This window comes from Rhizobiales bacterium NRL2 (genome assembly GCA_001664005.1).
GTDB lineage: Bacteria > Pseudomonadota > Alphaproteobacteria > Minwuiales > Minwuiaceae > Minwuia.
The window spans coordinates 2,456,942-2,480,220 of sequence record CP016093.1 but is presented as its reverse complement, the minus strand read 5'-3'; the positions used below and the strand labels follow the sequence as shown (position 1 = coordinate 2,480,220).

At 67.3% G+C, this 23,279-nt stretch carries 21 protein-coding genes and 1 other annotated feature; of the genes, 14 read left to right on the top strand and 7 right to left on the bottom strand.

Translation table 11 applies throughout. The features are described from left to right. The 7 genes from TEF_11545 (at nucleotide 1) to TEF_11515 (ending at nucleotide 7,908) form a co-directional block, all read left to right on the top strand. Complete coding sequence (locus tag TEF_11545) at nucleotides 1-2,841, top strand: hypothetical protein (protein ID ANK81361.1); 2,841 nt, start codon at nucleotides 1-3, stop codon at nucleotides 2,839-2,841. Next, nucleotides 2,838-3,308, top strand: a complete 471-nt coding sequence (locus tag TEF_11540; GenBank protein ID ANK81360.1) for an alkyl hydroperoxide reductase — start codon at nucleotides 2,838-2,840, stop codon at nucleotides 3,306-3,308. The genes TEF_11545 and TEF_11540 overlap by 4 nt, the downstream gene beginning before the upstream one ends. Continuing rightward, complete coding sequence (locus TEF_11535) at nucleotides 3,305-4,129, top strand: rhamnosyltransferase (protein ANK81359.1); 825 nt, start codon at nucleotides 3,305-3,307, stop codon at nucleotides 4,127-4,129. Before TEF_11540 ends, TEF_11535 begins: the two co-directional genes overlap by 4 nt. A 115-nt stretch (nucleotides 4,130-4,244) precedes the next feature. Next, nucleotides 4,245-5,828, top strand: a complete 1,584-nt coding sequence (locus TEF_11530; GenBank protein ANK81358.1) for a hypothetical protein — start codon at nucleotides 4,245-4,247, stop codon at nucleotides 5,826-5,828. After that, a complete protein-coding gene (locus tag TEF_11525) occupies nucleotides 5,797-6,246 on the top strand; it encodes a hypothetical protein (protein ID ANK81357.1) in 450 nt (149 codons plus the stop codon). Before TEF_11530 ends, TEF_11525 begins: the two co-directional genes overlap by 32 nt. 10 nt (nucleotides 6,247-6,256) lie before the next feature. After that, nucleotides 6,257-7,111: a pantoate--beta-alanine ligase gene (locus tag TEF_11520; GenBank protein ID ANK81356.1), complete on the top strand. Its 855-nt coding sequence runs from the start codon at nucleotides 6,257-6,259 to the stop codon at nucleotides 7,109-7,111. Then, entirely contained in the window at nucleotides 7,108-7,908 is an 801-nt protein-coding gene (locus tag TEF_11515; GenBank protein ID ANK81355.1) for a hypothetical protein, read from the top strand. The genes TEF_11520 and TEF_11515 overlap by 4 nt, the downstream gene beginning before the upstream one ends. Before the next feature lie 64 nt (nucleotides 7,909-7,972). On the opposite strand, the gene TEF_11510 is transcribed toward TEF_11515, so the two are convergent. Together TEF_11510 and TEF_11505 are read right to left on the bottom strand one after the other, a co-directional pair. Further along, nucleotides 7,973-8,494, bottom strand: coding sequence for a translation initiation factor IF-3 (locus TEF_11510; GenBank protein ANK81354.1), 522 nt, complete (start codon nucleotides 8,492-8,494; stop codon nucleotides 7,973-7,975). A 100-nt stretch (nucleotides 8,495-8,594) separates the two neighbouring features. Then, nucleotides 8,595-10,538, bottom strand: a complete 1,944-nt coding sequence (locus TEF_11505) for a threonine--tRNA ligase (GenBank protein ANK81353.1) — start codon at nucleotides 10,536-10,538, stop codon at nucleotides 8,595-8,597. A gap of 171 nt (nucleotides 10,539-10,709) precedes the next feature. On the opposite strand from TEF_11505, the gene TEF_11500 reads away from it, so the two are divergent. Beyond that, nucleotides 10,710-11,495: a phenylalanine-4-hydroxylase gene (locus TEF_11500; GenBank protein ID ANK81352.1), complete on the top strand. Its 786-nt coding sequence runs from the start codon at nucleotides 10,710-10,712 to the stop codon at nucleotides 11,493-11,495. A gap of 45 nt (nucleotides 11,496-11,540) precedes the next feature. Continuing rightward, nucleotides 11,541-12,212, top strand: coding sequence for a hypothetical protein (locus TEF_11495; GenBank protein ID ANK81351.1), 672 nt, complete (start codon nucleotides 11,541-11,543; stop codon nucleotides 12,210-12,212). A gap of 105 nt (nucleotides 12,213-12,317) precedes the next feature. Here TEF_11495 and TEF_11490 read toward each other — a convergent pair whose 3' ends face one another. Further along, complete coding sequence (locus TEF_11490) at nucleotides 12,318-13,358, bottom strand: aminoglycoside phosphotransferase (protein ID ANK83435.1); 1,041 nt, start codon at nucleotides 13,356-13,358, stop codon at nucleotides 12,318-12,320. A gap of 297 nt (nucleotides 13,359-13,655) precedes the next feature. On the opposite strand from TEF_11490, the gene TEF_11485 reads away from it, so the two are divergent. Further along, nucleotides 13,656-15,791 (top strand): hypothetical protein, encoded by a 2,136-nt coding sequence (locus TEF_11485; protein ID ANK81350.1) that lies wholly within the window; start codon nucleotides 13,656-13,658, stop codon nucleotides 15,789-15,791. A gap of 15 nt (nucleotides 15,792-15,806) precedes the next feature. Here TEF_11485 and TEF_11480 read toward each other — a convergent pair whose 3' ends face one another. Then, the gene (locus TEF_11480; protein ANK81349.1) at nucleotides 15,807-16,616 is read right to left on the bottom strand and encodes a hypothetical protein; all 810 of its coding nucleotides are present in this window, start codon (nucleotides 16,614-16,616) and stop codon (nucleotides 15,807-15,809) included. Between the two features lie 70 nt (nucleotides 16,617-16,686). Between TEF_11480 and TEF_11475 the strand changes: the two genes are divergently transcribed. Next, entirely contained in the window at nucleotides 16,687-17,562 is an 876-nt protein-coding gene (locus TEF_11475) for a hypothetical protein (GenBank protein ID ANK81348.1), read from the top strand. 61 nt (nucleotides 17,563-17,623) lie between these two features. After that, nucleotides 17,624-17,771, top strand: a binding site (FMN riboswitch). A gap of 109 nt (nucleotides 17,772-17,880) precedes the next feature. Next, nucleotides 17,881-18,552, top strand: coding sequence for a 3,4-dihydroxy-2-butanone-4-phosphate synthase (locus TEF_11470; protein ANK81347.1), 672 nt, complete (start codon nucleotides 17,881-17,883; stop codon nucleotides 18,550-18,552). Here the strand turns inward: TEF_11470 and TEF_11465 are convergent. Next, entirely contained in the window at nucleotides 18,549-19,181 is a 633-nt protein-coding gene (locus tag TEF_11465) for a hypothetical protein (GenBank protein ANK81346.1), read from the bottom strand. The two genes, TEF_11470 and TEF_11465, sit on opposite strands and share 4 nt — an antisense overlap. A 106-nt stretch (nucleotides 19,182-19,287) precedes the next feature. Here TEF_11465 and TEF_11460 point away from each other — a divergent pair, with 106 nt between their 5' ends. Both TEF_11460 and TEF_11455 read left to right on the top strand, forming a co-directional pair. Then, on the top strand, nucleotides 19,288-20,169 hold the full coding sequence (locus tag TEF_11460) for a hypothetical protein (protein ID ANK81345.1): 882 nt from the start codon (nucleotides 19,288-19,290) through the stop codon (nucleotides 20,167-20,169). Nucleotides 20,170-20,181: 12 nt separating this feature from the next. Next, nucleotides 20,182-20,940: a methyltransferase type 11 gene (locus TEF_11455; GenBank protein ID ANK81344.1), complete on the top strand. Its 759-nt coding sequence runs from the start codon at nucleotides 20,182-20,184 to the stop codon at nucleotides 20,938-20,940. Here the strand turns inward: TEF_11455 and TEF_11450 are convergent. Together TEF_11450 and TEF_11445 are read right to left on the bottom strand one after the other, a co-directional pair. Continuing rightward, complete coding sequence (locus TEF_11450; GenBank protein ID ANK81343.1) at nucleotides 20,930-21,925, bottom strand: hypothetical protein; 996 nt, start codon at nucleotides 21,923-21,925, stop codon at nucleotides 20,930-20,932. The two genes, TEF_11455 and TEF_11450, sit on opposite strands and share 11 nt — an antisense overlap. 32 nt (nucleotides 21,926-21,957) lie before the next feature. Beyond that, nucleotides 21,958-23,184, bottom strand: coding sequence for a hypothetical protein (locus TEF_11445; GenBank protein ANK83434.1), 1,227 nt, complete (start codon nucleotides 23,182-23,184; stop codon nucleotides 21,958-21,960). Between the last annotated feature and the right edge of the window lie 95 nt (nucleotides 23,185-23,279).

Sequence of the window (23,279 nt, the reverse complement as noted above, 5' to 3'; positions counted from 1 at the left end):
GTGGGGCCCGAAACGCACGACGGATTCCGCACCCTGCTGGACGGAGTCTTCGGATGCAGCCCCTATCTGACCGGGCTGGCGATGAAGGAAACCGACGTCGTGCTGTCGCTGGCCACACGGTCGCCGGAGGAGGTTTTCGCAACCATCCTCGACGAGCTGCGCGCGCCGGTGACCGCCGTCCAGTCGAATCGTGTCGCGGCGCCGGAACTGCGGCGCGCCAAACGCCGCGCGGCCCTGCTCATCGGGCTGGCCGACCTTAGCGGCGCATGGCGGCTGGAGCAGGTCACTTCGGCCCTCACGGATCTTGCGGATGCGGCGGTGCACCGCGGTCTTGGCGTGCTGCTCCGCCAGTCCGCCGAGAAGGGAGATATCGAGATCCCCGAAGGCGACGATCCGGCCGAGACGTGCGGCGTGGTCGCCATCGCCATGGGCAAGATGGGCGCCTTCGAACTCAACTATTCTTCCGACATCGATCTGATCGTGGTCTACGATCCCGAACGGATCCGCTACCGCGGCGCGCGCGACATCTCCGAGCACGCCTCGCGCCTCACCCGCTCTCTGGTGCAGCTCATGCAGGAGCGCACCGGCGACGGTTACGTCTTCCGCACCGACCTCCGGCTGCGCCCCGACCCCTCGGTTTCGCCGCTCGCCGTGTCGCTGGAAAACGCACTGACCTACTACGAGACCATGGCCCAGAACTGGGAAAGGGCGGCCATGATCAAGGCCCGGGCCGCCGCCGGCGACATCGCGCTGGGCGAGATGTTCCTGCACGAACTTTCCCCGTTCATCTGGCGCAAGAGCCTGGATTTCGCGGCGATCGCGGACATCCAGTCGATCAAGCGCCAGATTCACTCCAGCAAGGGGCATGACCGTATCGCCGTCGCTGGCCACGACATCAAGGTCGGGCGCGGCGGCATCCGCGAGATCGAGTTCTTCGCCCAGACACAGCAGCTCATCGCGGGCGGGCGCGACCCGCGGCTGAGGGTTCCCGCCACGGTCGCCGCGGTCGATGCGCTGGTGGAGACCGGGCGCGTGGAACCGGACACGGCGGAGGAACTGAAGGCGGCCTATGTTCACCTCAGATCGGTCGAGCATCGCCTGCAGATGCTCGACGACGCCCAGACCCAGAAGCTGCCGTCGGACGAGGCCGGCCTGCGGCGGTTGGCGCGGTTCTGCGGCTATGAGGACAGCGAAGGCTTCGCCGGCGCCCTGACCGGTCACATGCGCCGCGTCGCGGCGCACTATGCCGACCTCTTCGCCGAGGAGCCGAGCCTTGCGGCCGACCAGGGCAACCTGGTCTTCACCGGCACCGACGACGATCCGGGCACGGTCGAGTCCCTCGCCGACATGGGTTTCGGCTCGCCATCCAGCGTCATCAGCAGCGTGAAGAGCTGGCACAGCGGCCGCTACCGCGCCCTGCGGACCACCCGCGCCCGCCAGCTTCTGACGACCCTAGCCCCCACGATCCTGACGGCGCTGTCCAGGACATCCAACCCGGACGGCGCGCTGGCGAACTTCGACCGCTTCCTTTCCCGCCTGCCCGCGGGCGTGCAGTTCATGTCACTGTTGCACGCCAATCCCGGACTGCTGACCTTCATCGCCCGCATCATGGGCACCGCGCCGGCTCTGGCCGATACGCTCAGCCGCAATGCGGGTCTGCTCGACATCCTGCTGGATCCGGGCGACGAGGCCGTGGACGACCTGTCCGCCATCGTCGCGCATTGCGACCGCGAACTGTCGATGGCGGAGAACTACGAGGACGTGCTGGACGGTGTCCGGCGTTTCGCCAACGACCGGAAATTCGAGATCGGTGTCGGCCTGCTGAACGGCAGCCTCACGCCCGACGCGGTCGGCCGCGGTCTCACCCGTATCGCCGACACGTCGATCCGGGCCCTGTTGCCCCATGTCGCCGACGAGGTGGCCCGCCGCCATGGCCATGTTCCCGGCGCCGGCATGGCGGTGATCGCCATGGGCAAGCTGGGCGCCGAGGAACTGACCTTCGGTTCCGATCTGGATCTCGTCTTCGTCTACGACGACCGCGGTGAAGCGAAGCATTCCGACGGCCCGGCGGCGCTGCAGATCGGGCCCTATTTCTCCCGCCTCAGCCAGCGTTTCATTTCCGCGGTGAACACCATGACCTCGGAAGGTCAGCTCTACGAAATCGATATGCGCCTACGGCCATCGGGCAACAAGAGCGCCGTCGCTGTGCCGCTGTCGGCCTATTCCACCTACATGCAGAACGACGCATGGACCTGGGAAGTCATGGCGGCCACCCGTGCGCGGATCATCGCCGGGCCCGAGGACCTGGCCGAGAATCTGCTGACGACGCTGCGTGAGATCGTGCTGCGCCGCCGCGACGGCGAGGACCTGCGGCGGAGCGTGCTGGACATGCGCCGGCGGATCGCGAAACAGCACGGCACGCGGGATCCGTGGTCGGTCAAGCAGGTGCGGGGCGGCCTGGTCGACCTGGAGTTCCTGACCCAGTACCTGATCCTGGCCCACGCCAGCGACCGGCCCGCGGTCGTGCGGGGCCATGTGGGCGCCGCGATGGACCGCCTGCACGAGGCGGGTCTGCTGACAGATGCGCAGTACGAGGCGTTGAGCGAGGCCAACCGCGTCCTCAAGTCAACACAGATGCTGCTGCGGCTCTGCTTTCATCACGGCTTCAAGGAGGAGAACGCCTCCGAGGATTTCCGCCTGCTGGCGGCCGAGATCGTTGGCGGCGGTGATTTCGACGACGTCAGGGCGGCGGTCCGCAGAGCGGAGGCCGACGTATATCGGGCTTTCCAGGAGATACTTGGCGAGGAGAACGAGACCATGGCGACAGGAGACAGCGCATGAGTGGCAAACCGGAGGCGGGCGACAAGGCCCCCGACTTCACCATGGCGGCGGACGGCGGCCGCGAGATCAGCCTGAAGGAGCTTCAGGGCCGGAACGTGGTTCTGTATTTCTATCCGCGCGACGACACGCCGGGCTGCACCAAGGAGGCGATCGCCTTCACCGGCCTGGCCGATGAATTCGAGGCGGCCAATGCGGTCGTGATCGGGGTCTCGCGCGACACGGTCGCCAAGCACGAGAAGTTCAAGGCCAAGCACGATCTCGGCGTCATCCTCGCCGCCGACGAGGACGGTTCGGTCAGCGAGTCCTACGGTGTCTGGGTCGAGAAGAACATGTATGGCCGAAAGTCGATGGGGATCGAGCGCTCCACGTTCCTGATCGATCCCGCGGGCCATCTGTCGAAGGTCTGGCGCAAGGTCAAGGTGCCCGGACATGCCGAGGCGGTGCTGGAGGCCGTCCGGGGCGGATGAACGATGGCGCCAGTCTGACAGCGGCGGCCTGCGCCGTACTGAAGACTTCGGACGCGACATCGAAAGCCGGGGCCGCGCGATCGCTCGGGCGCCGCTGGCGGGCGGGTGAACTGGCCGGGATGGGCGGCGACATTCCGCCCGACCGACCTGGCCGGCCCGAGCGGCCCGAACTTCGCGCCCCCCGCGATATGCCGAAGCGCCGCAAGGCCGGCGCCGGGCACTCCCGTATCGCCTTGCTGCACGCCATCGCCCATATCGAACTCAACGCCATCGACCTCGCCGTCGACATGGTGGCCCGGTTCGCACCGGTCGTCGCAGATGACGCGTTCGTCGATGACTGGCTGGGGGTGGCCGATGACGAGGCGCGGCATTTCACCATACTCGCCGGCCGGCTGGCCGATCTCGGCGCCGCCTATGGCGACCTTCCGGCCCATGACGGGTTGTGGGAGGCGGCCTCGGGCACGGCGCACGATGCCTGCGCGCGGCTGGCTGTCGCCCACATGGTGCTGGAGGCGCGCGGCCTCGACGTGACGCCGGCGATGGTGGCGCGGCTGCGGCGCGCCGGCGACGGCGAAAGCGCCGATATCCTGCAGACCATTCACGACGAGGAGATCGGGCACGTGGCCGCCGGCGCGCGCTGGTTCGACCGGCTGGCCAGATCGCGCGGACGGGAACCGCAGTCCTACTGGCGCGAACTGGTGGCGCACAATTTCCGCGGTGGCCTGAAGCCGCCGTTCAATGTCGAGGCCCGCCGCCGCGCGGGAATGCCGCCGGAACTGTACGATCCCGCTACCTTCCCGGGGCCGAATCGGGGAAGCTGAAAGTTCGTTCCGAACTTAGACGTTGAATCACTGCGGCGCTTCCGGTTCTATCCGTGGACTTGCGAGGGGCAAGACCGTTGGCGGAGGGGGCGTATCCGTGACAGCCTTTGCGCGCATGTGGGGCCGGGTCTACCGGGACCGACAGATATTCGTGCGAACCGACGGCCGGCTGCGCTTCCTGCGCGTCTCATCCGGCCTGCAGATCTTTGTGAGCGGCGTGGCTCTAGGCACCCTGCTCTGGGCGGGCATCGCCACATGGACCGCCAGCGAGCAGCAGGCCATGCTGGCGCAGAGCCAGGAACGCATGGGCGCGCTGGAGCGGGACCGGACCCGGCTGGGCGGCGAACTGGCGGCCGTGCGCGCCCAGTATTCCAACGCGACCACTGAGATCGTCCGTCAGTACCGCGAACTGCACCGCCTGATCGCCACGCGCGGCGTGCTGGAGCGCGATCTCGTTCAGGCCCAGACCCGTCTGGCCGAAGTCGAGACCGCATTCCACGTTGCGCTGAACGAAAGCCGGGAACTCGACCAGCATCTCGGGCATCTACGGCAGCGTCTCCAGGTCAGCGTCGCTTCCAACCACCTCATGGAGACCCGTCTGCGGGAAACCGCTTCGGCACTGGCCGGCGCGAACAGCGGACGCCAGCGAGAGGCGGAACGCCGGCGCGCCTATGAGAGCCGCCTCAGCGCCCTGGAAAGCGCGCTGATGCAGAGCACCGCCAATCAGGACGTGGTCCGACAGCGTCTCTACGAACAGCAGCAGGCGATCGAAACCGTGGAGGGTTCCCGCGACGTCGCCCGCGCGGAAATCCGCCAGATGTCCTCGCGCATCGCCGCACTGACTTCCGATCTCGACCAGACGCAACGCTCCAACGCCTCGCTGCGCAAGCGCCTGGCGGCAACCGCCGATGCATTGACCCGCACCCACGAGGAACAGATCGAGGCGGAGCGCAAGGGCTACCGTCTCGCCAGCACCGTCTCGTCCCTGGAAGGCCGGCTCGACCAGGTGCGCCAGACGCAGCTCGAACTGCTGCGCGGCATTCGATCCAGGGCGCAACGCAACATCGCCGCGCTGGAAGCAACGCTGCAGATGACCGAGATCCCGCTGAACGAGCTGCTGGAGACCACCCATGCCTACCGGCCCGGCATCGGCGGACCGATGATCGCCCTGGACGACGAGGGTCTCGCCGAGGACGAGAGCTTCGAATCCATGGTCGGCACCCTGGAAATGGATCTGCTGCGCTGGGAGGCGATGCAGGAGCTGCTGGAGAACGCGCCTCTCGCCCGACCCACGACCACGGGTTATGTTTCCAGTGAGTTCGGTCCCCGCAAGGACCCGATCACGGGGCGCCGTGCGGTGCACAAGGGTATCGACATCGCAGCTCCGGCGCGCACGCCGATCTACACCACCGCGCGGGGTCTGGTGACCTTCGCCGGGCGCAAGTCGGCCTATGGCCGGCTGGTCGAGATCGATCACGGCTATGGTTTCGTCACCCGCTACGCCCATCTCCGCTCCATCGATGTGGAGGCCGGCCAGAGCGTCGAGTTCCACGATCAGGTCGGCACGATGGGCTCCAGCGGACGCAGTACGGGCAGTCACGTCCACTATGAGGTACTGTTCCAGGGCGAGCAGGTCGATCCATCCAATTTCCTGAGGGCAGGTCGTTATGTTTTCAAAGTCAAGGACGCCAGCGGATAAGCCCGCCGTCAGGGCCCCGGCGGCCCCTTCCCTGATCAATCGCGGCCTGGCGATAACCGGCGATCTCCACAGCGACGGCGAGATCCAGATCGACGGCGAGGTCACCGGCGACATCAACTGCAACCAGCTCGTCATCGGCGAGAGCGCAACCGTCAGGGGCGAGATCATTGCCGAGGCGGTGACGATCCGCGGCGAGGTGAACGGCCGGGTCCGCGGCTCCGAAGTCAGCCTCTCAAAGACCGCGAAGGTGGTCGGCGACATTCTTCACCGCAGCCTGGCCATGGAGGCCGGCGCCCATCTGGAAGGCCAGGTCCGCAAGGTCGACGATCCGCGCGCGCCGCTGCCGACATCGATGCCCAAGCTGCTGCAGACCGGCTCCGACAAGGCCGACAAGGACAGCCGGGTCAAGGAAAGCTGACGGCGACGCCATGAATCTCAAGACCGTCAGGACGGTGGCGGAGCTGCGTGAGGCCGTGCGCGGCTGGCGAGCCGCCGGAGAAAGCGTGGGACTGGTGCCGACCATGGGCTGGCTGCACGACGGCCACATGTCGCTGGTCCGCAATTCGATGGCCCAGAACGACCGCACGGTCGTGTCGATCTTCGTCAATCCGAAACAGTTCGACAGGGCCACCGACCTGGAGGCCTATCCCCGGGACGAAGCACGCGACGCGGCGCTGCTCGACGCGGCGGGCGCGGACGTGCTCTGGGCACCCGAGGCCGGGGAAATGTATCCGGACGGCTTCTCGACCTCCGTCAATGTGAGCGGCCTGACCGACTGTCTCTGCGGGGCGTCGCGGCCGGGCCATTTCGGCGGCGTGGCCGTGGTCGTCACCAAGCTGCTGCTGCAATGCCTGGCGGACCGGGCCTATTTCGGCCGCAAGGACTATCAGCAGCTCATGGTGGTCCGCCGCATGGCCCGCGATCTGAATATCCCGACGGAGATCCGCGGAATCGACACGGTGCGCGAGACCGACGGGCTCGCCATGTCGTCGCGCAACTGGTACCTGACCGAAGCCGAGCGCGCCGCGGCCCCCACCCTGTTCCGGGTGCTGACCGACATTGCCGAAGCCGCCGGCCAGGGCGAGGACGTGCGCCGCGCCATCGATCGGGGCAAGGCGCGGCTCGACCGCGCCGGGTTCGGTCAACTCGACTACCTCGAGGTGCGGGATGCCGAAACCCTCGAACTGACGACCCGGCCGACGCAGCCCGCGCGCGCCTTTGCCGCCGTCTTTCTCGGCAAGGCGCGGCTGATCGACAACGTGCCCGTGGATCCGGCCGCTTGAGCGTTCCCGCGCCCCGGATCGCCGAAGGCGAATTCGGCCGCATCGAGTATTTCGAACTGGGCCACGGCCCGGCGATCATGGCGCTTCATGCCTCCGGCGCCGGCGCGCCGACCCTGCTGCCATTGGCGGAGACCTGGGCCGCGCGGGGTCATCGCGTCGTCATTCCCGCCTTCGACGGCTATGGCGGCACGCAGGTTTCAGCCGGCGATGACGCCATCGAGCGCCATTGCACGGTACTCATGACCATGCTGGCGCGGGAGACCGAGCCCGCGAAACTGTTCGGGCATTCCATGGGCGGGCTGGTGGCACTGATCGCCGCCGCGCGCGGTCATGCCGGCATCGCCTCCATAGCCGCCGTCGAGCCGGTTGCGATCGGCGTCTTGCGCGAACATGCCGAGGACGCCCCGGCGCTCGCGCCCGATGACGCGGCGGTCGCCAGGATCGCGCCGGCGATGGCCGAAGGCCGTCACGAGGACGCGATCCGCGACTTCATATCGCTGTGGAACGGCCAGCCCTGGGCGGAAATACCCGAACGCATGCGGACCGCAATCCTGCGTCAGGCGCCGCAAATTCATGCCGACACCGCCTCGGGCGCGCTGAAACATGTCCACGCCGGCTTCTACGCCATGATCGACGTCCCCGTCACCCTGATCGAAACCGAGCATGGCCCTGAGACCGCGAAGGCGGTGATCCGGCGCCTGCGCGAGGTCCTGCCTCAAGCCCGGCAAGAGCGCATCGCCGGTGTCGGTCATATGGGACCGGTTACGCAGCCGGCGCTTTTCGCGCACCTCGTCTGAAACGCCGAAGGCCCGTCCGGTTTCCCGAACGGGCCTTTGAATAGTCGTCCTGCGCCGCGGCGGTTCAGCGCGGAGCGAGAACCATGATCATCTGGCGGCCCTCGGTCTTGGGATGCTGCTCCACCTTGGCGCTTTCGGCCATCTCCTCCTGAACGCGCTTCATCACGTTCAGACCGAGTTCCTGGTGCGCCATCTCGCGGCCGCGGAAGCGCATGGTGACCTTCACCTTGTCGCCGTCGCCGATGAACTCGACGACCTTCTTCATCTTGGTTGTGTAATCGTGATCGTCGATGTTCGGACGCATCTTGATTTCCTTGACATCGACGGTCTTCTGCTTCTTTCGCGCGACGTTCGCCTTCTTCTGCTCCTCGTACTTGTACTTTCCGAGGTCCATCAGCTTGCAGACAGGCGGCTTCGCAGTGGGAGACACCTCGACGAGGTCCAGCCCGATCGTGCGCGCAGCCTTGAGCGCGTCAACGGTGGCCACGACCCCGTGGTTGTTTCCCTCATGATCGATCAGTCTGATTTCCCTGCTGTCGATCATGTCGTTCGCGCGGGGTCCGTCACGGACCGGCGCTGATTGCATGGGCGGGCGAGCTATGAGTTTCCCCTTTTCCTTACAGTTACTTCTTCATCCGGCCCGATCCGTGCGGGCCATTCGCCACAAGAGACGGAACGCACACCGGTCACTTCAGGTCCGGTGGCGTCCCCTCTCTCACTAAGATATCAATCGCGTCTTCGAGAGCAAGGACTTGTTGGTCCTTTTCGCCCAGCCGGCGCACGGAAACACGGCCTTCCTCGGCCTCACGCTTGCCGACCACCAGCATCACCGGAATCTTGGCCACACTGTGCTCGCGCACCTTGTAGTTGATCTTCTCGTTGCGCAGGTCGGCCTCCACACGAAGGCCGCGCGCCGCCGCCGCCGCGGCGACCTCGCGGGCGTAGCCGTCGGCGTCCGAGGTGATGGTCGTGACCACGGCCTGCACCGGCGCGAGCCACAGCGGAAAGCGGCCGGCGAAGTTCTCGATGAGGATGCCGGCGAAACGCTCGAATGAGCCAAGGATCGCGCGGTGCAGCATCACCGGCCGGTGACGGTCGCCGTCCTCGCCGACATAGCTTGCCTCGAGCCGTTCCGGCAGCACGAAATCCACCTGCAGCGTGCCGCACTGCCAGTCGCGGCCGATGGCGTCACGCAGGACGAATTCCAGCTTCGGGCCATAGAACGCGCCCTCGCCCGGATTCATCTCGTAGGGCAGGCCGACTTCCTCGATCGCTTCCCGGAGCGCCGCCTCGGCCCGGTCCCAGGTCTCGTCGGAGCCGGCGCGGACCGGCGGCCTGTCGGAGAACTTCACCTTCACGTCCTCGAAGCCGAAATCCCGGTAGACCGCCAGCAGCAGATCGCAGAACTTCTCGCTTTCGGCGTTGATCTGGTCTTCGGCGCAGAAGATGTGCGCGTCGTCCTGGGTGAAGTTCCGCACCCGCATCAGCCCGTGCAGCGCGCCCGACGGCTCGTAGCGGTGGCAGCAGCCGAATTCCGCCAGCCTGAGCGGCAGGTCGCGGTAGCTCTTCAGGCCCTGACGGAAGATCTGCACGTGACCGGGACAGTTCATCGGCTTCAGCGCATAGAGCCGCTCGTCCGATTCCGAGACGAACATGTGCTCGCCGAACTTCTCCCAGTGGCCGGAATCCTCCCACAGCTTCCTGTCGATGAGCTGCGGTGTCCGGATCTCCTTGTAGCCCGAGGCGTCGAGCCGGCGGCGCATGTAGTGCTCCAGCTCCAGGTAGAATTTCCAGCCCTTGGGATGCCAGAAGGCCATCCCCGGGGCCTCCTCCTGAATGTGGAAGAGGTCCATCTCCCGGCCGAGGCGGCGATGGTCGCGCTTCTCGGCCTCCTCGAGCATGGTGAGATAGGCCTTGAGCTCCTTCTCATTGCGCCAGGCGGTGCCGTAGACGCGTTGGAGCTGTTCGTTCTTGGCGTCGCCGCGCCAGTAGGCGCCCGCCAGCTTGGTCAGCTTGAAGGCGTGGCCGAGCTTGCTGGTCGACGGCAGATGCGGGCCGACGCACAGATCCTTCCAGTCGCCCTGGCGATAGAGCGAGATTTCCTCGTCGGCCGGCAGATCCTCGATGATGCGGGCCTTGTACTCCTCGCCGAGGGAACGGAAATGCTCGACGGCGGCATCGCGGTCCCAGACTTCGCGCTCGATGTCGAGATCGCGGTCGACGATCTCGTGCATCCGCTGCTCCATTGCCTCCAGGTCCTCGGGCGTGAAGGGTTCCTCGCGGGCGAAGTCGTAGTAGAATCCGTTCTCGATCGCCGGTCCGATGGTCACCTGGGTGTCCGGAAACAGCTCCTGCGCCGCCTGCGCCAGCACGTGCGCCGCGTCGTGGCGGATCAGCGGCAGCACGGTCTCGTCGGCCGACTTCGCGGTCACGATCTCGATCTCGGCGCTGTCTTCGATCGGCCGGGCCAGATCGCGCAGTTCCCCGTCAACCCGCACGGCGAGGGCCGCCTTTGCGAGACCGGGGCCGATGGCTTCGGCGACGTCCAGACCGGTGGGCGTCCGCTCGAACGTCATGGACTTGCCGTCGGGCAAGGTGATGACGACGGGCGCGGACTCCTGCACGCTCATTTTGGTTCTCCGATCCGGTTGGCCGTGTCGACGGCGGTACAGGCGGCGGACTTTATGACCGGGGGGGCGCTAGTCAAGGGCGCAGGGCCGCGGCGTTATCCCGCCGGTCTGTTTCGGAACCCGGGCAATGACCATATTCGATGCAACATGTCCGGACACGGGAGCGGCGCCATGAACGACAATGCCGTCATCGATCAGGGCCACGACCGATACACCAGCGAGGATCACGGCGTCTGGCGCACGCTGTTCGAGCGCCAGGCGAAATTGCTGCCCGGCCGCGCGGCGCCGGAGTTCATCGAAGGACTGGATGCGCTGGGGGTCGAGGCCGGCGGCATTCCGGACTTCGAACGACTCTCCGACCGGCTGGAGACGGCCACGAACTGGCGCATCGTCGCCGTGCGCGGCCTGATCGACGACGATGTCTTCTTCGATCACCTCGCCCACCGCCGCTTCCCCGTCACCAACTGGATCCGCAAGCCCGAACAGCTCGACTACCTGCAGGAACCGGACTGCTTCCACGACTGCTTCGGCCATGTGCCGATGCTGTTCAATCCGGTCTTCGCCGACTACATGCAGGCCTATGGCCAGGGCGGGCTGAAGGCGCTGGAGCAGGATGCGCTGGGCTATCTCGCCCGGCTGTACTGGTACACGGTCGAATTCGGCCTGATCATGAGCGAGGAGGGCCTGCGCATCTACGGCTCGGGCATCGTCTCCTCGAAGGGCGAGACGCTCTACGCCCTGGAAAGCGATACGCCCAACCGCCTCGCCTTCGACCTCATGCGTATCATGCAGACCGACTACATCATCGACCATTACCAGCAGACCTATTTCGTCATCGGTTCCTACGATCAGCTCTTCGAGGCGACACGGCCCGACTTCACGCCCTATTATGAAACGCTCAGGACACGTCCCGTGATCGAGCCGCACGAAGTGCTGCCCGGCGACCGGCGCGTCTGAACGGGCCGCGCGTTACGGCCCGACGACCAAGGGGAGGAGGAAATCATGATCAAATCGGTGCTGACGTTCATGCGCAAACCGGGCATGCCTGTCGACGAGTTCCAGGACTACTGGCTCAACGAGCACCCGAAGGCCGTGCTGCAGCTCGACGGGCTGCAGCGCTATGTGCAGAGCCACCCGCTGCGCTCGGGTTACGCCAAGCGCGACCTGCCCGTCGACGGCATCGCCGAGACCTGGTGGCCGGACACCGAAACCATGAAGCGCAATACGGGGACGGCGGCGTGGGAAGCGCTGATCGCCGACGAGGAGCGTTTCGTCGACCGCGATACCATGAACCTGCTGCTGGTCGAGGAACACGTGATGAAGGACGAACCCGTGGCCGATCACGGCTTCAAGATCGTCGAGATCGTGCCGCGCAAGAAGGGCATGGCGGTCGAGGATTTCCAACGCCACTGGCGTGACATCCACGGCCCCCTCGGGGCGTCGATCCCGCAGGTGCGGCGCTATGTGCAGAACCATGCCCGCCTGTCGGCCTATGACCGGGGACGAAGCCCGATCTGTGACGGCTACGCCATGGTCTGGTTCGATTCCATGGACGACATGCGCGCCTCGCCGTCGACGAAGGAATACCAGGCGACCATCGCCGACGAAGCCAACTTCATCGACCACGACCGCCTCGATTTCGCGATCACGAAGGAACACGTGATCGTCGGGTAACGGTTGTCGGCTGGCGTCGGTACGCGCTCCCCGGGACTTGATCCCGGGGCGCAGCCCTGAAACGCCGCCTGCCAGGATCCTGCGGTCAAGGTCCGGGACGGAGAATCATCGTTCAACCAGGCCCGCGTCCCTGAGCACGTTCCAGCCCCATTTCGCGCGCTGTTCGGCGAAGCCGGCGAAGTTCTTCGCCGCGTCCGAACTGGCGTTGCCGTCCAGGCCGCGCCGGTAGACGCCCTGCACGATCGCCGCGGAGCGGAACATCGTGTAGGCGATGTAGAAGGGCCAGTTCTCGATCTCGCCCTGGCCGGTGAGATCCGCGTAGCGCTGCAGGAATTCCTGTTCGGTCGGAATGCCGATCTCGCGCGGGTCGTCCAGGTGCGCGAAACCGCCGTCCGCGGCGTGCCCGTAATATTCCTGCGCGCAATAGGCCACGTCGGCCAGCGGATGGCCGAGGGTCGAGAGCTCCCAGTCGAGCACGGCGACGATCCGGGGCTCGGTCGGGTGCAGCACGCAATTGCCGATACGATAGTCGCCGTGGACGATGGAAACCTCCTCGGCGTCCGGGATGTTCTCGGGCAGCCATTCCATCAGCGCCTCCATCTCCGGAATCTCCTCGGTCTTGGAGGCCACATACTGCTTCGACCAGCGGGAGATCTGGCGGGCGTAGTAATTGCCCGGACGGCCGAAATCGCCGAGGCCGACAGCCTCGGGATCGACCTTGTGGAGGGCGGCGAGGACCTCGATGAAATGGTCGTAGAGCGCGCTGCGTTCGGCGTTGGTCATGGACGGCACCGCGGGGTCGATCAGCACCCGTCCCTCGACATGCTCCATGACGTAGAACGCCTGGCCGATGACGTCGTCGTCCATGCAGAGCGCCAGCACCTCCGGCACCGGCACCGGCGTGTCGGCAAGCGCCTTCATCACCCGGTACTCTCGGTCGACCTGGTGCGCCGATTTCAGCAGTTCCCCGGGCGGCTTCTTGCGCATGACGTAGCGGCGCGAGGGGGTCTCCAGGAAGTAGGTCGGATTCGACATGCCACCCTGGAACTGCCGGACCGTGAGCGGCCCGCGGAAGCCGGGCACGTGCTGCGCGAGGTAGCTCTCCAGCGCGCCCTCATCGAAGCGATGGTGCGGACGCACGTCCATGATCTCGACGTCGGTCGCCTTGTCGCTCAATGTCCCGGTCCTCCCCTTGCCGTTCGAGCGCCGGATTATATCGGCCTGTCCGGGCCTGTATATCCCGCGCTGGTACCTCTATGCCGGTTCCTCCGATAACGCCGGCCTCGCGCTGAGCCGCCTCGAATAACCGCCCTACCCGGCGGGGCGTAGGTTTGTCGCGGCGGCCGGCGGCTGAATGCCGCGATCCCGATCCCATATCCAACAGGCGTGAACCTTCGCGCGGGCGCCGACAAGCCCGCCGCCGTACAAGAAGGAAGGACGCGCATGAGACCCCTGAAGATCGCCGGCGGCGCGCTGGCGGCGCTGGCCGTCATCGTCGTGGCCGCCGCGCTCGTTTTCGACTGGAACTGGCTGAAGCCGTTCGCCCAGGACCGGCTGAGCGCCGCCGCCGGGCGCGAGGTGACCATCGAGGCGCTGGACGTGGAGCCCGGCTGGACCAGCCGCGTCATCTTCACCGGCCTCGTGATCGCCAATGTGGAGGCCCGGGAGCGGCCTTTCGCGGAGGTCGCGCGCACGGAAATCGACGTCAGGGTGCTGCCGCTTCTGCAGGGCGACTACGAGTTCCCCCGCGTGGTCCTGGAGCAGCCCCGCTACGACCTCTACATCGCGCCCGATGGCGCGGCGAACTGGCGCTTCGGCCCATTCGCGGGCGAGGGACCGGCCACTGGCGCCCTGCCCGACCTTGGCCGCATGGAGATGAACGACGGCGAGGTCGTCTACCGCGACGCGCGCAACGATCTGCGTCTCGAAGGCGCCATCGCCGCGTCTGCCTCACCCGACCGCCGCGAGGGACGATTGCACCTCGATCTGACTGGCCAGCTCCGCGACAAGGCCGTCGATCTCGTCTTCACCGGCGGTTCGCCGTTCGCCCTGAATCGCGGGAACGAACCTTATCCCGTTGATCTGGCGCTCGATGTCGGCGGCACATCGATCGAGGCCGAAGGCAGCGCCCGACGGCCGCTGGATCTTGCCGGCCTTGATCTCGACCTTGCCGTCGAGGGCCCGACCATGGCCGCGATCTACCCGATCTTCGGTTTGCCCCTGCCCACGACCCCGCCATACGGCCTGCAGGGCCATCTCACCCATGAGCCGGCACGGACCCGCTTCAGCGATTTCACAGGCACGGTCGGCGAGAGCGATCTCGCCGGTTCATTCGAGATCCGCCATGACGGTGGCAAACCGTTCCTGTCCGCCGACATCGTTTCGCAGACCCTTCGCCTGACGGACGCCGCGGCCCTGTTCGGAGCGCCGACCGGCGCCGGAGAACCGAGCAACATCGGCGACGCACCAAATGACGGATCCGGGCCGGTCTCCGGCCAGGCGATCCGTACCGGCCGGCTGCAGGCGATGAACATGGACATAGGCTGGCGCGCCGAAAGCGTCCGTTCCGGCCGCCTGCCGATCAGCTCGCTGGATACGCGGGTGCGGTTGACCGACGGACTGCTCCGCGCCGATCCGCTGGAACTCGGCATTGCGGACGGCACGGCCTTCGGCGCAATGCAACTCGACGGGCGCTCGGCGCCGCTTGCCGCCGATGCCGGCATGGAGTTCCGCGATCTGGACCTCAGGCCCTTCTTTGCCGAGCCGGGGGTCGCGCTCGAGCTGGGCGGAGCCTTCTTCGGCCGGATCGACCTTCAGGGCCGGGGCCGGTCCTTCGCCGCCATCCTCGACAGCCTTCAGGGCGATGGCATGCTCGCCATGCGCGGCGGCTCGATCGGCGCGCAACTGCTCGGCAGGATCGGCCTCGACCCGCTGGAGGCGCTGGGGTTGGCCGGACCCGAGCGGGCGATGCTGCCCATCCGCTGCGGGCGCGCCGACCTGGAAGTCGACAGCAGCGATCTGATCGTCACCCGGGCCATTGTTGATGCGGCGGAATCAGTCCTGGTCGCAAAGGGTCGTCTCAACCTGATGCAGCGGACGATCGACATGCGGCTCGAGGCGCGCGCCAAGGATTTCAGCCTGATCGATGCGAACGCGCCCATCCACTTGAGCGGCCCGCTCTCCGATCCCGACTACAGCATCGGCGGGCTGGACGCCCTGCCCTTCTTCGAGACCGGCGATCAGCCGAGCCTGGATTGCGACGCGTTGATCGGCGGCGCACTGGAACTGGCCAGCGAGCCATCCACGGCGCCCGCAACGCCCGAGCTATCGCCGGCAACATCCGGGAACGCCGCCGAAATCGAGGCCGGGTCCGGGGAGAGCGGCGCACGCCAATCGTCCGGCACCGACGAGGATACGTCCGGAGCCGGAACCGGAGCACCGCCTCCGGCGTCTGCAGCGGAGACCGCCCCCCGCACGGACGGGATCGATGCCGGCGGCGCGCCTGACAGGCCGAGGCCTGCCGCGGAGGCCGCCCGCGAAGCGGAAGATGAAACGATCACCGGCTTCGACGAGTTGTGAGAGCCGGCGGGGCGGCTACTTCGTCATCCGGTCCCAGTCATAGAGCGACGGCTCCTTGGCGATGAACCGCCGCACCGCTTCCTTGTGGAAGGGCGTGGTGAACATCACCGCCTGACCATTGGCCTCGGCATCGACGACATCGCCATAGGTCGATTCGAAGGCGCCGTTGACCGTCCGCTTGGTGATGGCGATGGCGTCCTTGGAGCTCTGCGCAAGCCGGGCGGCGAAATCATCGACGGCGCCCATCAGCGTCTCGGAGCGGTGAATCTGGTGGACGATGCCCAGCGCCTTCGCCTCCTCGACGTCGATCGAGCGGCAGGTGAACATCAGATCCTTCGCCGCCGCCATGCCGACGACGCGCGGCAGGGTGTAGAGCACGCCCAGATCAGGCATCAGGCCTATGCGGCCGAACACGCTGCAGAAACGCGCCTTCTCGCTGGCGAAGATGAAATCCGCAACCAGCGCAAAGGCAAAGCCGCCGCCAAAGGCCAGGCCGTCGACCGCTGCGATCACCGGGCAATCGATGTTGTAGAGCCGCTGCAGCCAGTTGTGGGCGTCGTAGAGACGCGTGCGCGCCTGCGCCGCCTGGGCGTCCTTGCGCTCCGCCATGCCCTTGACGTTGCCGCCCGCGGAGAACGCCCGGCCCTCGCCCGCCAGGATCAGCACCTTCACGTCGGGGTTGCCCTCGACGGTATTGACCATGGCCTCGAAATCATCGCGCAGATCGTCGGTCAGCGGATTGAGGATCTCCGGTTTGCACATGGTGAAGCGGGCGATCCCGTCGCCGTCGATGTCGAACCTTGCGGATTTGTACTGGTGGGTCATCGCATCCTCCCCTTCGCGATCCGGTCCGCAGCCATTATGAAGGAAGCGCATCGGAGGTGGGGAGGATTTCATGAGCGGATGGCGCGCGGAGGCGCCCGACTGGTTCGTCGAGGCGGTGGAGAGCCCCTGGGAAAGGCGCTACGCCGACAGCGGCGGTGCAAAGATTCACTACCGCGTGCGCGGGGCGGCGGGCGCGCCGGGCGTCGTGCTGTGCCACGGCAACGCCGCCCACAGCGGCTGGTGGGACTTCATTGCGCCCGCGCTCGCACAGGATTACCGCGTCGCGGCGATGGACTTCGCCGGCATGGGCGATTCGGAGGAGCGCGCCCTGGTCACCCCCGACGGGTTCGTCGAGGATATCGTGCAGGTCATCGCCGGGATGGACTTCGCCGCGCCGCCGGTTCTGGTCGGCCACAGCTTCGGCGGCGGCATGTCGATGCGCCTGGCCGCCGACCGCCCGGAACTGATCCGGGGTTTCATCATGATGGATTCGCCCGTCTACCCGCCGGACGCGCCGCGCAACAGCCCGCCCAGGGTCGCGAAGCGCCTCTATCCCAGCCGGGAAATCGCGCTGGAGCGGTTTCGCCTGATCCCCGAGCAGCCGGTCGTGACACCCTATGCGGTCCGCTACATTGCCGAGGATGGCGTGATGGAGACGCCGAAGGGCTGGACCTGGAAGGCGCGCACCAACATCTTCGGGCACCCCGCCTTCGGCCCGGCGTTCTGGGCCGAGCAGCGCGACTATTTCCCGCGTGTCCAGGCGCCGACCACTGTCTTCTGGGGCGCCGAAAGCGCGCTCTGCACGCCGGCAACGATGGAGTTCATGAAATCGATCGCCCCGCCCGGAACCGGGTTCGTGGAGATGCCCGGCGCCTATCATCACCTGCTTCTGGACAAGCCGCAGGAAACGGCAGCCATGCTGAAGACGATGATCGCGGGCTATTGACGTTGACGTAACCCCCGCTAACCTTGTCGACGCGGCGCGTTTGCCGCTTACATGACTGGTGACGCTTTCTCAGGGCAGGGTGAAATTCCCGACCGGCGGTAACGGGGCTCAGGCCTCGAAGCCCGCGAGCGCCTCAGCGACGTTGAGGGTCAGCAGACTCGGTGCAATTCCGGGGCCGACGGTAACAGTCCGGATGGGAGAGAGAGCATGCGGCGCAACCCCGCCGAGCGGGCGCGCGCCGCGTTCACGGTTGTCGGGCATCCGCCCGCCACCGCGCCCTGGGCATGAGTCACCCGCTGGACACTGCGGGAGGACACCATGCAGACACTCGGACAGGAACCCCTTCTGTCATCATTCGGAACGCCGTTGCAGCGCGTGGAGGCCGCCCTTTCGGCCCTGCGCCAGGGCAACGGCATCCTGGTCGTCGACGACGAGGATCGGGAGAACGAGGGCGACCTCATCTTCGCCGCCGAGACGGTCAGCGAGCGCCAGATGGCGATGCTGATCCGCGAATGTTCGGGCATCGTCTGCCTGGCCATGCGGGGCGAGTTGATCGACCGCCTGGAACTGCCGCAGATGGTGGACGCCAACACCTCGCGGATGGGCACCGCCTTCACCATCTCCATCGAGGCCCGCGAAGGCGTCACCACCGGCGTCTCGGCCACGGACCGGGTAACGACGGTGCGCACGGCGATTGCGGCTCAGGCCCGCGCCGATCATCTGGCGCGGCCGGGCCATATCTTCCCGATCAGGGCCGCCGACGGCGGCGTCCTTTCGCGGCGCGGCCACACGGAGGCCAGCGTCGATCTGGCGGGGCTGGCAGGGTTCAAGCCCGCCGCTGTGCTGTGCGAACTGGCCAATCCTGACGGGACCATGGCCCGGCTGCCGGAGATTGCCGCGTTCGCGCGGCGCCATGATATGCCGGTGCTCTCGATCGAGGATCTGGTGGCCTGGCGGACAGAAGGCGCCGGACTCGAACGGGCCGGCTAGTCGGAAGGAAAGCTGGCCTCCGGAGAGGTCAGCATGCGCCGGCGGCAAAGCTCGGCCGCCGGCGCCATCGACGCCTGGGCCAGGGCAATCACGTTGAAACCCTCGTCCAGTTTGTCGACTGCCGCCGCGATGGCCCGGTAGTAGGCCGTGGCCTCACCGTTCCGGAACCGCTCCCAGGCATCCGGCACCAGAACAAGTTCGACCACCGTGCGGTTGCCCGACTTTGCGGCCACGCGTTCGAACAGCTCCCGTGTCGACGCCTCGGTTGTCGCAACCGCATAGAGCACCGCCACGCGTCCGCCGTCGGCGACGGCCCGCTCCGCCAGCATGGCGTCAGCCCGCCGCACGGGCAGCCCTTCGCCGGCGAGATCCTCAGCCGCCGGACCGATCGTCGAGCAGGTGCAGATCATCCGTTCGCCGCGAAGTTCGGCCCTCATCGCCTCGACGGCCTGGCGCCGGACATTGGTGGTCAACCCGCCATCGGCTTCGGCCGCGGCCAACAGATCGGGGCGGACGACATGGCGAACGTCGGGAAACGCCATCGCAACACGGCTGAACACCGCGACATTGCTTGCGGCGGTGTGGAACAGGATAAGGGCGGTCACCGAACTACTCCCTCGCCGTGCCATGACTGGCGGCATGTGTGGTTGATCCCTGGGCGGTGAACATCAATTGCAACAGCCGCCGCCGCGCCATAGCTTTCCGCATCACCGACCAGATCTCCGGACCGGAAGCATGAACGCCCGCAGCGCGCGCGCAACCCTCGTCGGCATCGGCGCCGTCCTGCTCTGGGCGCTGCTGGCGCTGTTCACAGCCGCCAGCGGCGACGTGCCGCCCCTGCAACTGACGGCCATGAGCTTCCTGGTCGCCTTCCTGATCGCGCTGGCGCTGTGGATCCTCAGACGGCGCAACCCACTTCGCCGCCTGCGGCAGCCGCCGGCGGCCTGGCTGCTGGGCGTCACCGGCCTGTTCGGTTATCACGCGATGTACTTCCTGGCGCTGCGCACCGCGCCCGTGGTCGACGCCAGCCTGATCGCCTATCTCTGGCCGCTGCTGATCGTGCTGTTCTCCGCCCTTCTGCCGGGCGAGCAGCTGCGCTGGTTTCACCTGACAGGAGCCGTTCTGGGCTTCGCCGGCGCCATCCTGATCATCTCCCGGGGCGGCCTCACCTTCGCCGGGCTCTCCGGCGGCTATTTCGCCGCGATGGCCTGCGCGCTGATATGGTCCGGTTACTCGGTCCTCAATCGCCGCTTTCCCGGCGTGCCGACCGACGCAGTCGGCGGCTTCTGCGGCGTCACCGCAATCCTCGCCTTCGGCCTTCATCTGGGGCTGGAGCAGACGGTCTGGCCGGAGACCGCATGGCAGTGGCTGGCGGTGCTGGGGCTCGGCCTGGGGCCGGTGGGCGGCGCCTTCTTCCTCTGGGATCACGGCACCAAGCACGGCGACATCCGGGTCCTCGGCGCGTCGGCCTATCTCGCGCCGCTGATCTCGACGGTGATCCTGATTGCGGCACGGGAGGCGGAGCCGACCTGGCGGATCGGCCTGGCCTGCCTGCTGATCACCGGGGGCGCGGCGCTGGCGGCCCGCGAAATGCTGCGCCGCCGCCGGCCCGCGTGATAGATTGCCGCCATGTGGCGTCCGGATATCGTCGATCTCGGCCAGTTCTATGCCGGCCATCTGGGGCGTGTGGCGCGCCGTCACCTGACGGGCGACATCCGCCGGATCTGGCCGGACGTGAAGGGCCAGCGCGTGCTGGGCATCGGCTACGCCACGCCGTTTCTCAGGCCATTCGCGGACGAAGCCGAGCGGACGCTCGCGCTGATGCCCGCCAACCAGGGTGTCCGGCTCTGGCCGCGCACCGGCCCCAATCGGGTGATGCTCGCGGACGAACTGGAACTGCCCCTGCCCGATCAGAGCTTCGACCGCATCCTGGTTGTGCATTGCCTGGAGACGGCCGAGAACCTCCGCCCGATGCTGCGGGAGATCTGGCGGGTCCTCGACAGCGGCGGCCGGGCGCTGTTCGTGGTGCCCAACCGCCGCGGTCTCTGGAGCCGGGCCGAGAACACGCCCTTCGGCCACGGCCAGCCCTATACCCAGGGCCAGCTCGTGCGGCTTCTGCGCGACAACATGTTCGATTCCGTCCGGGTCGAGACGGCGCTGCATCTGCCCCCGAGCCGCTGGCGGCCGGTGCTGCGCGCCAACCGCCTGCTGGAGCGGATGGGCCAGCGGCTCTGGCCTGGCTTCGGCGGGCTGATCATGGTGGAGGCGCAGAAACAGGTCTATGCGGCCACGCCGCTGATGGCGGCGGAGCGCAAGCGGAAACGGCGCCGCGCCCGCGCCGGCGTCGTCGCCACGCCGCAACGCGTCGGCGAAACCTTCAGGAAGTGATGAGCTTTTCCCGCATCAGGAAGACATAGGCGTCCTCCACCGCCTCATCGAGCGGCGTCGGCGCGTAGCCCAGTTCGTCCCGCGCCCGCGTGGAGACGATGGTCACCCGCCGCGAAACCATCTCCGCCGCCTCCGGCGTCACTTCAGGCGTCCAGCCGGTGATCGCGGCCAGCTTCTCCTCGAAATGCCCCATCGCTTTCAGCAGGAACGGGGGCACCGTGCGTTTCGGCACCTTCTCCTGGCGCGCATGGCGGGCGATCAGGCGGACGAGATCGAGAAAGCGGGCGTGCGGCCCGCCGAGCAGGTAGTTCCGCCCGCGCCCGCCCTTCTCGAACGCCGCGACATGTGCCGCCGCCACCGCCGGACCGTGCGCGAAGTCGCCCGCTCCCGGCGGCACCCCGGGCAGCCGCCCCATGGCGGCCATCGAGATCAACCGCGCCCAGTTGTGGCGGTCGTAGCGCCCGATGATGTGGCTCGGATTGAGGATCACCGCGTCCAGCCCCTGCGATCCGACGGCGTCCAGCACAGCTTCCTCCGCGGCGAGCTTGGTCCGGTTGTAGTCGATCCAGACCGTGTCGCCGCCCTTCGGCGTATCCTCGGTGATCTCCCCGCCCGACCAGTCGAAGACGTTCCAGGTCGAGGTGTGCAGCACGCGCCCGACCCCGTTGTCGAGCGCCGCGCGGATGACGTTTCGCGTGCCCCCGACATTCACCGCTTCCTGCTCCTCTGCCTGCTTCTTCCAGATCGACGTCAGCGCCGCGGCATGGAAGACCGCGTCGCAACCGACCGGAATGCCGCGGCGAAGGCTGTCGATATCGGTGATGTCGCCGACCACCTGCTCGGCGCCCATGCGGTCCAGAAGGCGGGTATCGGACGTCCGGCGGCGCAGCGCCACCACATGCCAGTCGCGCCGGCGGAGCTGTTCCACGAGATGCAGCCCGAGGAACCCGGTCGCGCCGGTGACGAAAGCGGTACGATCACTCATGTCCCGAGTGTGGCCGCGCGAAGCGGCGCGGATCAATCGGCGATGTGGGCGATCTGGATTTCCATCTCTTCCGGCGTCATCGGAAAATCGACGCCGTTGCGGGCCGGCAGGATCTGGCTCGGCGCCACCTTGGCAATGCGCTGCTGCACCATCAGGGCGGTGCGCATGGACAGCCCGGCCTCCCAGACCAGCGCCGTTGTCGCCTTGGCGTTCTGCATTTCCATGATCCGCTCGACGCCCGCGTCGGAACGGCCGGCGAGCAGCGCCAGGGCGCGGATCACGAAACTGCGGCGGTTCTTTTCCAGGGCGCCGCGCAGCACCTCGTCGTCCAGCTTGCCCTGTCTGGCCAGGTGCTCGGCGAAGTCCGCGTCCAGCTTGCCGTCGGCGTCCCGATCCTCGGACAGGCGCTCGGAAACCGCCTCGGCCAGCACGCGGCGGGTCTTGTTGTCCAGGCCGCCGCGCTCGGAAAGCTGTTCCAGCAGGGAGCGGGAGATGAACGACGCGATCCGGCGCATCGCGCGCTGGGAGAGTTCCGGACGCATGACGACCGGCTCATGCAGTTCCTCGAACCGCTCGGCCTCCTCGGCGACATTGTCGAGGGTGCGCGTGCGGATCGTCGCGGACTTGTTGTGCAGCAGCGCCGCAATGGATGGCATGTCCGCGGTGGCGACGATGGCGTCGCCGACCTCGGCACCCAGATCGTGACGCCGGGCGATGGCGGGCAGCGCGCCGATCGTCACGCCGGCGGCGATGAGTTCCACCAGATCGGCGTCGCTGAGCAGCGGCGAGTATTCGAGAATGGGCGCGGCGACGATGGCTTCCACGTCCTGCGCCAGTTTCATCACCGATTCCTTCGGGATATCGCGGGAGCTCTTGACCGCCTCGGCGAGCGCCGCGCGCACCGCCGGCAACTGGTCCTCCGACAGTTTCTCCAGGGCCTGGATGGTCAACTCGCGGAGTTTCTTCTTCTTCTCCGCCTTCAGCTCCGGCAGCAGGCGACCAATCTTCCGCGCCAGTTCGATGCGGACCTCGTCGGCGTCGTCCTCGGTGAGCTTGAGATTGGCCAGTCCCGGGGCTGCGTCATTCGAGGCCACGGCCAGGCGCACGCCCTCGTCATCATCGTCGACAAGGTAGTAAAGCACCTCCGGCTGTGTCTCGGGGTTCCCGGCCAGAGCCACGCGGTCGGCCGCATCCCCTCGCAGCAGCAGCGGCTTGGCTTCGCTGTAGTCGGGCGTCGTGGCGCGGGCGTCATCTGCCATCATTTTCTCCCGCCTCGGTTCGGAGCACTCGCCCACCACGATAAGCCGGGATCGCTAACCTGCGGTTAATGACTTGCCCCGCCGGCGGCGCGGTC

What these genes read in the sequence shown, in the direction of transcription:
- TEF_11540 (ANK81360.1), top strand. Translation starts at nt 2,838, where the DNA reads ATGAGTGGCAAACCGGAGGCGGGCGACAAGGCCCCCGACTTCACCATG.
- TEF_11535 (ANK81359.1), top strand. Translation starts at nt 3,305, where the DNA reads ATGAACGATGGCGCCAGTCTGACAGCGGCGGCCTGCGCCGTACTGAAG.
- TEF_11530 (ANK81358.1), top strand. Translation starts at nt 4,245, where the DNA reads ATGTGGGGCCGGGTCTACCGGGACCGACAGATATTCGTGCGAACCGAC.
- TEF_11525 (ANK81357.1), top strand. Translation starts at nt 5,797, where the DNA reads ATGTTTTCAAAGTCAAGGACGCCAGCGGATAAGCCCGCCGTCAGGGCC.
- TEF_11520 (ANK81356.1), top strand. Translation starts at nt 6,257, where the DNA reads ATGAATCTCAAGACCGTCAGGACGGTGGCGGAGCTGCGTGAGGCCGTG.
- TEF_11510 (ANK81354.1), bottom strand. Translation starts at nt 8,494, where the DNA reads ATGCAATCAGCGCCGGTCCGTGACGGACCCCGCGCGAACGACATGATC.
- TEF_11505 (ANK81353.1), bottom strand. Translation starts at nt 10,538, where the DNA reads ATGAGCGTGCAGGAGTCCGCGCCCGTCGTCATCACCTTGCCCGACGGC.
- TEF_11500 (ANK81352.1), top strand. Translation starts at nt 10,710, where the DNA reads ATGAACGACAATGCCGTCATCGATCAGGGCCACGACCGATACACCAGC.
- TEF_11495 (ANK81351.1), top strand. Translation starts at nt 11,541, where the DNA reads ATGATCAAATCGGTGCTGACGTTCATGCGCAAACCGGGCATGCCTGTC.
- TEF_11490 (ANK83435.1), bottom strand. Translation starts at nt 13,358, where the DNA reads ATGGACGTGCGTCCGCACCATCGCTTCGATGAGGGCGCGCTGGAGAGC.
- TEF_11485 (ANK81350.1), top strand. Translation starts at nt 13,656, where the DNA reads ATGAGACCCCTGAAGATCGCCGGCGGCGCGCTGGCGGCGCTGGCCGTC.
- TEF_11480 (ANK81349.1), bottom strand. Translation starts at nt 16,616, where the DNA reads ATGACCCACCAGTACAAATCCGCAAGGTTCGACATCGACGGCGACGGG.
- TEF_11475 (ANK81348.1), top strand. Translation starts at nt 16,687, where the DNA reads ATGAGCGGATGGCGCGCGGAGGCGCCCGACTGGTTCGTCGAGGCGGTG.
- TEF_11470 (ANK81347.1), top strand. Translation starts at nt 17,881, where the DNA reads ATGCAGACACTCGGACAGGAACCCCTTCTGTCATCATTCGGAACGCCG.
- TEF_11465 (ANK81346.1), bottom strand. Translation starts at nt 19,181, where the DNA reads ATGGCACGGCGAGGGAGTAGTTCGGTGACCGCCCTTATCCTGTTCCAC.
- TEF_11460 (ANK81345.1), top strand. Translation starts at nt 19,288, where the DNA reads ATGAACGCCCGCAGCGCGCGCGCAACCCTCGTCGGCATCGGCGCCGTC.
- TEF_11455 (ANK81344.1), top strand. Translation starts at nt 20,182, where the DNA reads ATGTGGCGTCCGGATATCGTCGATCTCGGCCAGTTCTATGCCGGCCAT.
- TEF_11450 (ANK81343.1), bottom strand. Translation starts at nt 21,925, where the DNA reads ATGAGTGATCGTACCGCTTTCGTCACCGGCGCGACCGGGTTCCTCGGG.
- TEF_11445 (ANK83434.1), bottom strand. Translation starts at nt 23,184, where the DNA reads ATGGCAGATGACGCCCGCGCCACGACGCCCGACTACAGCGAAGCCAAG.